Raw genomic sequence first — 8,612 nt, forward strand, 5'->3', positions numbered from 1 at the left:
AAGGTTTCAGACGGCCTTTATCCTTAAGCCGCTTTATTTTTTCATGGCATCAGTTAAAACTTTGACATTGTAGCGATACATGCCAATGTAGCTATTGGCTGGTGCGCCACCCAATGCATCGGAATACAAACGTCCGCTGACATTAACGCCGGTTTCTTTGGCAATACGGTCAATCATGCGCGTGTCTTTGATGTTTTCAGTAAAGACGGCTTTAATGCCCTCGCGTTTGATTTGGCGGATGATGGAAGCCACTTGTTTGGCAGACGGCTCGGCTTCGCTGCTCACGCCTTGAGGGGCGATGAATTCAATATTGTAGCGTTTGCCCATGTAAGAGAACGCATCGTGTCCGGTCAAGACTTTACGCTTGGCGGCAGGTACGGCATTAAAGGCAGCCTGCGCATCACTGTGCAGTTTTTTCAGCTGCATTTGATAGTTGCCCAAACGTTGCTGATAGTAGGTTTTGCCTTCAGGGTCGGCTTGAATCAAAGCATTGGCAACGTTTTGCGCATAAGTACCCATCAGGACGGGGTCGGTCCAAACGTGCGGGTCAAACTCGCCGTGATCGTGATGATGGCCTTCGTGATCATGGTCATGATGATGGCCTCCCTCTTCTGCTTTCAAAGCCTGAATGCCTTTGGTCGCTTCGGCGAAAGGAACTTTACTCTGTTTGACTGCACGCTGTACATCGGCGGCTTCCAAGCCCAAACCGTTAAGCAATACCAATTTGGCACTGCGGATTTTTTTGATGTCGCCACTGGTCATGTGGTAGGCATGGCTGTCTTGGTTAGGGCCCACCAAGCTTTGAACGGCCACACGGTCGCCGCCAATCTGTTTGGCCACGTCGCCCAAAATGCTGAAGCTGGTGACAACAGGCAGCGGAGCGGCATAAGCTGCACCGGTCAATAATGCGGCAACGATGCCGAGTTTCCAATGTTTCATATTCTCTCCAGTGATATAACGTAACATTAACATCATCATAAAACAGACCGCCTGATTATTCAAGCGGCCGTCTGAAAAATCATGCCGTGCGGTGTTTCTTGCGGCGCAGCCATTTTGCCAAAATGCCGCCTTCCCAACCGAACACGACGGAAATCAAGTAAAGCGTGCCGCAGCATAAAATAATCGCAGGGCCGGACGGGATTTCAATATGGTAGGAAAACAACAGTCCTGCCAAACCGCAAAGCAAAGCCAATGCGACAGACAAAATCATCAGCCAACCCATGCTTTTCGCCCACAGTCTGGCGGTAATCGCCGGCAACATCATCAAGCCGACCGACATCAGCGTACCCAATGCCTGAAAACCGGCAACCAAATTCATCACGACCAGCACCAAAAACAACACATGCCAAAAGCCGCCCTTACCGCCGACAGCCTTGAGGAACAAAGGGTCTATACTTTCCAACACCAGCGGACGGAACATGACCGCCATCAGCAAAATAGTGACACTCGCAGAAACGGCAATCAGCTGCAAAGCCGGAATATCCACCGCCAACACCGAGCCAAACAGCAAATGCAGCAAATCGACGCTGCTGCCGTTTTTGCTGACTAAAACCACGCCGATGGCGAGACTGCTCAAATAAAATGCGGCAAAGTTCGCGTCTTCTTTCAATGAAGTAAACCGGCTGACCAAACCGGCCAACAAAGCCATCAGCAAACCGGCCGCAAAACCGCCAATGCTCATCGCAGGCAAACTCAAGCCGGCAAACATATAACCAATGGCCGCACCGGGCAAAACCGCATGGCTCAAGGCATCACCCACCAAACTCATGCGGCGCATCACCAAAAACACACCGACAGGCGCCGCGCTCAATGCCAAGCAGAAAATCGATGCCAGGGCATAGCGCATAAAGTCAAATTCGGCGAACGGCGCAACGACCAAATCATATAAGTCCATGTTTTATCGCTTTTTTATTATAATCTCTGAAAGCCTTAGGCCGTCTGAAAAATACTAACTTTCAGACGGCCTTGTCCATTAAACCGCGCACCAATCGGCCGCTTCCTGTTTCTGCATCATTCGGTTTGCCTGTGCCAAAAACTCATCGGTCAACACATTTTCCGTCGCGCCAGCAGTCACTTTTTCACGCGCCAAAAGCAGCGTGTTGGCAAAATATGCCCTCACCTGCTCGTAATCATGCAACACGGCAATCACTGCCTGACCGTCCTGATGGCACTGGCGCAAAACTTCCAACAGCGCATAAGTCGTCCGCGCGTCCACCGCATTAAACGGCTCATCCAGCAACAAAAATTTGGCATCCTGCACCAGCATCCGTGCAAACAATACGCGTTGGAACTGACCATTGGACAAGTGCGCGATTTGGCGTGTAGCAAAATCCTGCATTTCCACGCGTTCCAAAGCCGCCATCACGCGCTTTTTCTGCGCCGCGTTCACGCGTCCGAAAAAGCCGATTTCATACCACAGCCCCATCGCCGCCAGTTCAAACACCGTCATCGGCTGGCTGCGGTCAATATCCGACTGCTGCGGCAGATAGGCAATATCCTTGCGCGCCATATTTTCATAGCGCACGCTGCCCGTGTCCGTCTTCTGCAAGCCCATAATGGCTTTGAGCAGGGTCGATTTACCCGCGCCGTTCGGTCCGAAAATCGTCCACATCTTCCCATCTTCAAACACCATATCGACATGATGCACCACCGGCATGCGCTGATAGCTGACCGTCAAATTTTCCACTACGATACTCATGGCGATACCGCCCAAAAATATACAGCCCACAACGCCGCCAATGCGACAAGCGCAATCAGCAGCCTTTGCAGCAATCCGGTCAACAATACAGAATTCATAAGCCTAAAACCGCCCTTGTCCAAATACGGACAACAGGCCGTCTGAAAGAAAATTAAAACATTAAAATGATACTGTATAACGTTAACCCTGTAAATTTCTTTCGTTTTCAGACGGCATCGGGCAAAAGGCCGAATATCGGTTACAATCCGTTTTTTATTTGATGATTGTCCTATGTCTATTCCACTCTTAAACGAAAAACTCAATACCGAAACCGCCCGCATTTCATGGGAAGAGCTGCAACCCCACTTCGCACGCGGTGCCGCCGTCTATGTTGCGCCCGATTTGGATTTGATTGCCGTCGCCCGTCATGTTGCCGAAGATGAAGCCGCGCCATTGAAACAATGGATGGAACAAGGCAAATTCGGTGCCATCAGCGATGATATGGCACGCACATTTTTAGCGGATAAGCAGGAAATGTGGGCGGTTGTCGTAGCGCCGTGGGTATTGGTACAGCCTTGCAAAGACTGATAAGGTCGTCTGAAAAATAAAACCGGAACATTTCCCATGTTCCGGTTTTATTTTTCAGACGACCTATTGCAAAGTAAAGCCTGCTTTGAATTCAAGCTTCGGCACCCCGATAACGAAACGTTTGCCGATGCTGTCTTCAAACTCATACGCGCCTTCGATACTGCCCCAAGGCGTGCTGATTTGCGAACCGCTGTTGTACTCATAGGCTTCGCCCGGGTACAAAACAGGTTGCTCTTCAATCAGGCCAACATGACCGACCTGCTCTGTCTCACCGTGTCCGTCGGTGATTTCCCAAAAACGCTGACGCAAAGTAATGATTTTATCACTGCGGTTGCAGATGGTGATCAGATAATTGAAGGCGTAACGGTCGCGATAGACGTCGCTCTGACCGGCCATATAACGCGGCTCCACGTTAATCTCGATTTCATTCATAATTGTTTACCCCGTATGGTATTTATTTTATTTCAATATCCGGATAATTCCGGCGTGCCCGCCCTATTTTTGCAAAGGGTCGAAACACTTAAAACGCATCACGCGATCCAATAAAACAGGCCCAAGACCATCAAGGTCATCACAGCCGCAATCAAATCATCAAGCATAATGCCTAAACCTCCATGAATCCATTGGTCAAACCATTTTATCGGCCATGGTTTCAACGCATCAAACAAGCGGAAAATAACAAAAGCCGCCAGCCACCAGCTCCATTTAAACGGAATCAGCGACAGCACCAACAGCATCGCGACAATTTCATCCCAGACGATACCGCCGTAATCCTGAATACCCAGCTCCCTCTCGGTATAACCGCAAATGCGGATACCCCAGAAGAACAAGGCGATACACAATAAAAGCAATATCCAGCCGTCTATGCCCAACAGGCACAATACAAAAGCCAGAGGTAATGCTGCCAGCGTTCCGGCCGTACCCGGAGCAACCGGCGACAAGCCGCTGCCAAAACCGAATCCTAAAAAACACAATGGTTTGTGCAACAGCCAAGAAAAAGTAGGTTTACGTTCAGCCAAAATGATCAAATCCTAAAGAAGTCAGTTCCAATACGCCGCCTTCGGCATCCAAAATATTCAGACGGCCTGAGTCAGTCATTTTACCAATTCGGGCGACCGGTACGCCACTTTGTTCCGCTACCTGATAAACGCGTTCCCTATCTTCTGGAGCAGCAGTAAAAATCAGTTCGTAATCATCGCCGCCGGCTAATACCGCCGACAACCATTGTTCGCGCGACAAAACGTTTTTCAATTCAGGCAACGACGGCACACAATCGGCAAATATTTCCGCCCCGACAGCAGAGGCTTTTAAAATATGCCCCACATCTTGAGCCAGGCCGTCTGAAACATCTTGCGCGGCATGGGCAAACGGCAACAATGCCTGCCCCAATGAAACGCGCGGTTCCGGACGGAGCAATTTATCATCGCAAACTGCCATGATTTCAGACGGTAATTGATAATGCCCCAGATGTTTGTTCAAAGCAGCGGCAGCCAAACCCAACCGACCCGATACCCAAATATCGTCGCCGACTTCGGCCGCATCACGCCGCAGGGCATTCCCTGTCGGAACTTCACCTACTATTGTTACATTAAAGACCAAATCGCCTTTGGTGGTATCGCCACCAATCAACACCGTATCAAAACGCGCGGCCAAAGCAAAAAAGCTATCGCAAAAACGTTTGAGCCAGTCTTGATTCAATTCAGGCAGCGCAGCACTGAGCAACACCCAACGTGGTTTGGCACCCATAGCGGCCATATCGGATAAGTTTACTGCAAGCATTTTCCATGCCAAATCTTCAGGTGAAACATCTTCAAAAAAATGTCTGCCCTTAACCAACATATCAGCGCTAAAACATAAATCAAATCCGTTACTTGGGCGAATAATAGCGGCATCGTCCCCTATGCCCAAAATCAAACCTTCCGATTTTTGTCGCTGCAAATATTGTCTGATAAAGTCAAATTCCGTCATATTTATCCAATACAACTATAACTTAGATTACTATATCTAATTTTGTGCCAGCCTGATGTTTGCCTGCTAAAACGTCAAACATTACACTTCAACATTATTTAGATATAAAACTCAATAAGTTAAAGGCCGTCTGAAAATATAGATTTCAGACGGCCTCATGTTCTCAAACCACTCTGAGCAGGTAGATTTACAGATAGACGATTTCGCCTGTCCGCCCCCTGCTCTCTTGACTTGCCCACCAAATAAATTGCGGCAGGACATCTTCGTAGTTTTTACGTTCGCTTTTCGATTCGCCCGGATGCGATTTAATACGTTGCGGCGAATTGATGGCGCCCGGCACCAAAACATTGGCACGCAGGTTGTCAAAACGTTCCCACTCGTCCGCGGCCACTTTACACAAATAATTGAGCGCAGCTTTGGAGGCACCGAAACCGCCCCAATAGGCTTGCGGTTTTTCGCCGTGGCTTTCGCCGACAAAAATCACAGAAGCATCTTCGGATTGCTTCAACAATGGGAACAGCGCACGGGTCAAACCCATAGGCGCAACGGTGTTGATACGGTATTGGTTGACCCATTCCGATACGGTTTGAAAATCCAATGGCGACAAGGCATAGAAATAGCTGGCACAATGTACCACGCCATCCAATTTTCCGCCGGTCGCTTCATCAATAGTCTCCGCAAATTGCTTAAACTCTTTCTCCTCCGCGCTCATCAAATCAAAGCAGATGGCAAACGGCTCAGGGCTGCCCGCAGCCACAATGGCATCATATACTTTTTCCAAACGCTTTTGATGACGCGCCACCAAAATGACAGTCGCTCCGGCAGCCGCATAGGCTTTGGCAACCTGCTCGCCCAAGCCTTGGGATGCGCCGGTAATCAAGATGGTTTTGTTCGCTAATGTCGTCATGACTTTTCCTTGAACTTTATGGTTTTGGATATTGTATCGGCTTGGTAAGTTTTGTAAAGTCAAAAAGGCCGTCTGAACATTCAGACGGCCTCAGTTTATTCAACCCGCAAATCCAGCATAAGTTTTTCAGCCGCAGCAAAGCCCGACTGAACCGCAGCTTCCAATGTTGCCGGATAACGCGGATGGAGATAGTCGCCGGCTGGATAAATACGGCGATGATGCAACCATGAGAAATCAGGTTGTACAAAATCAACCGTTGCCGCCGTAGTCGCGCGTTTTTCAGTAATAATGCGTACGGCTTCAGGCGTACCCAAATCCGGACAAATCCGCTTAATGTCCGCATGAATTTTCTCGGCTAAATCTTTATCCTTCCGTGCCTCGGTGTAATCGGAAACGCTGATGACGACCGCGACTTCATTATCCGGCAAACCCAACGCCCCCCGATGTAACACCCATTGCGCCGCACCATCAAAAAATCCCGTTAAAGGCGCAGGTAGTTTGACTGCTTGTGCATAACGCAAATAAACCGTAGTAATCGCATGGTAATGCAACGATTGATAGGCCGTCTGAATATAGTCAGGCGTATCTTCAGGCAGAAGTGCGTCAACATGATATGGTGCAATAGCCAAAACAACCGCATCAAATACTTCGCCATTGATTTCAACTCGGCCATCGATATGATGGTTTAAATGGGAAATACGAGTTTCAAGATGTATTTCTGCACCATGCTTGTGCAGAAAATCCAAAGCCGGTTCGGCTACGATCCGCCCTAAATCCTGCTTAGGCAAAAGATAATCGCTGTTCGCCTTTTCAGACCACACGCCATCATTCAATACATTACATAAAATGCGCAACGATGCCTGTTCTAACGGCGTATTTAAAGCACCCCAAACCAAAGGTTGCCAAAATTGCCCAAGCAGGCTGCGCGGAACATTTCGTGTTCTCAACCACTTTGCAACCGTCAAATCGGTTTTATGATGATCAGCCCAACGTTGCAATGCCGACATATCCGACAGCAATTTGATTTTCAATGAAAAAGAAAGATTTTTAGCACGCAGGATACCGACAAGCAAATGCCAAGGCGCAGGCAGAGAGGCCGTCTGAAACTGCAATCCCTCATGAATGTACCATCGCAAAGGCTGGCGTAAAAAGGCTGATTCAGGTTGAACGCCGATATGTTGCATCAAAGTTTGAACACCATGATACGCACCCAACAAGATATGCTGCCCATTATCCAAAAAGCTGAATCCACCATCTTTCCCAGCTATGCTACGCGCCCTACCGCCAGCCTGTCTCCCAGCCTCAAACAAAGAAATATCGGCTCGATGAATCAGGGAAACCGCCGCAGACAAACCTGCCCAACCGGCACCAATTACAGCAATTTTTGGACGCTTAGTCTTCATGGTTTAAATCCAAACAGCCAAGTTTTCAAAGCAATACGTTTTTTACGGGGAGAAGGAATCGCAATTTTATAAGTCAACACATTTTGCGCACCATCACGGTCAATTTCATTCAACAACGCATAATAAATAGCCGCCATAATCAGGCCGACTTTTTGTGATTTCTTATCCTCAGCCGGCAAAAGCAACATCGCTTCACGATAAGTTTCACGCGCCCTATTCACTTGAAACTGCATCAATTGTGCAAAATTTTCTGTCGGTTTGCACTGCATAATTACGTTGGCAGGTACGTCAAACTTCTGCATTTCCTCTATCGGCAGATAAATTCTTCCTTGTCGCGCATCTTCGCCCACATCACGAATAATGTTCGTCAACTGCAAAGCCAAGCCCATTTTGTCCGCATATTCCAAAGTTTTCAGATTGGAAAAACCTAAAATCCGCGCAATAAGACGCCCCACAACTCCGGCAACACGGTGACAATACAGCTTTAATTCATCAAAACTACCATAACGAGCCTGCTCCAAATCCATCTGCATGCCATCAATCAAGGCCTCAAATTCATTCTTCGGCAAGTCAAAATTTTCCCGAATATCTTTTAAAGCCTGATGAACGGGATGCTCAGGCATCTCATTATTAAACACTTTCTCCAAATCACTGCGCCACCAGTTCAACGTTATCTGAGCTACATTTGGATCGGTACAGCTATCAACTACATCGTCTAGTTCGCGACAAAAAGCGTATAAAACAGTGATCGCATTCCGTTTTTCTACCGATAAAAAACGAAAGCCGGATAAAAAACTGGAATGGCTTTCGGCAACCTTTTGATGACAATAATCCAAAGCAAGCACTGTGTATCCTAAAAATATCGTTATAAATAATTAGCAGGGATTTTATCTGTATTTAAAAAAGTACGCCAATATCAAAAATTCATCTTACAACAAGGCCGTCTGAAAGCTAATCTTAAGTATCTTTCAGACGGCCTAATATCTTACGTCGCCAAGATCGAAACCAGCAGCATCACCACCAGCAGCTGTATCAAGGAGTAGCCCCTCTGCACAGTTGCCCTATCCCA

Annotated in this window: 11 protein-coding genes; 1 reads left to right on the plus strand and 10 read right to left on the minus strand. The window is 47.9% G+C overall.

The genetic code is table 11. The features are described 5' to 3' along the window. Nucleotides 1-33: 33 nt before the first annotated feature. From ACTHSA_RS10180 to ACTHSA_RS10190, 3 genes are all read right to left on the minus strand, one after another. Entirely contained in the window at nt 34-939 is a 906-nt protein-coding gene (locus tag ACTHSA_RS10180) for a metal ABC transporter solute-binding protein, Zn/Mn family (protein ID WP_107867435.1), read from the minus strand. A gap of 79 nt (nt 940-1,018) precedes the next feature. Further along, nucleotides 1,019-1,894, minus strand: coding sequence for a metal ABC transporter permease (locus ACTHSA_RS10185; protein ID WP_070624827.1), 876 nt, complete (start codon nt 1,892-1,894; stop codon nt 1,019-1,021). Between the two features lie 78 nt (nt 1,895-1,972). Next, the gene (locus tag ACTHSA_RS10190) at nt 1,973-2,698 is read right to left on the minus strand and encodes a metal ABC transporter ATP-binding protein (RefSeq protein ID WP_004520633.1); all 726 of its coding nucleotides are present in this window, start codon (nt 2,696-2,698) and stop codon (nt 1,973-1,975) included. Nucleotides 2,699-2,968: 270 nt separating this feature from the next. Here ACTHSA_RS10190 and ACTHSA_RS10195 point away from each other — a divergent pair, with 270 nt between their 5' ends. Continuing rightward, nucleotides 2,969-3,265, plus strand: a complete 297-nt coding sequence (locus ACTHSA_RS10195; RefSeq protein WP_004520632.1) for a DUF2288 domain-containing protein — start codon at nt 2,969-2,971, stop codon at nt 3,263-3,265. A gap of 63 nt (nt 3,266-3,328) precedes the next feature. On the opposite strand, the gene apaG is transcribed toward ACTHSA_RS10195, so the two are convergent. From apaG to ACTHSA_RS10230, 7 genes are all read right to left on the minus strand, one after another. Next, nucleotides 3,329-3,697, minus strand: coding sequence for a Co2+/Mg2+ efflux protein ApaG (gene apaG / locus ACTHSA_RS10200; protein WP_004520630.1), 369 nt, complete (start codon nt 3,695-3,697; stop codon nt 3,329-3,331). A 98-nt stretch (nt 3,698-3,795) separates the two neighbouring features. After that, entirely contained in the window at nt 3,796-4,284 is a 489-nt protein-coding gene (locus ACTHSA_RS10205; RefSeq protein ID WP_039862448.1) for a phosphatidylglycerophosphatase A family protein, read from the minus strand. After that, a complete protein-coding gene (thiL, locus tag ACTHSA_RS10210) occupies nt 4,277-5,233 on the minus strand; it encodes a thiamine-phosphate kinase (RefSeq protein ID WP_004520628.1) in 957 nt (318 codons plus the stop codon). The genes ACTHSA_RS10205 and thiL overlap by 8 nt, the downstream gene beginning before the upstream one ends. Nucleotides 5,234-5,420: 187 nt before the next feature. After that, nucleotides 5,421-6,140, minus strand: a complete 720-nt coding sequence (locus ACTHSA_RS10215; RefSeq protein ID WP_003682583.1) for an SDR family oxidoreductase — start codon at nt 6,138-6,140, stop codon at nt 5,421-5,423. 95 nt (nt 6,141-6,235) lie between these two features. Beyond that, on the minus strand, nt 6,236-7,543 hold the full coding sequence (hpnE, locus tag ACTHSA_RS10220) for a hydroxysqualene dehydroxylase HpnE (RefSeq protein ID WP_004520627.1): 1,308 nt from the start codon (nt 7,541-7,543) through the stop codon (nt 6,236-6,238). Further along, entirely contained in the window at nt 7,540-8,388 is an 849-nt protein-coding gene (hpnD, locus tag ACTHSA_RS10225) for a presqualene diphosphate synthase HpnD (RefSeq protein ID WP_004520626.1), read from the minus strand. The genes hpnE and hpnD overlap by 4 nt, the downstream gene beginning before the upstream one ends. 140 nt (nt 8,389-8,528) lie before the next feature. Next, entirely contained in the window at nt 8,529-8,597 is a 69-nt protein-coding gene (locus tag ACTHSA_RS10230) for a prepilin-type N-terminal cleavage/methylation domain-containing protein (protein ID WP_107723650.1), read from the minus strand. Nucleotides 8,598-8,612: the final 15 nt, after the last annotated feature.

The sequence above is a fragment of the Neisseria sp. P0008.S002 genome (assembly GCF_051962805.1).
In the GTDB taxonomy this organism is placed as follows: Bacteria; Pseudomonadota; Gammaproteobacteria; order Burkholderiales; family Neisseriaceae; genus Neisseria; species Neisseria perflava.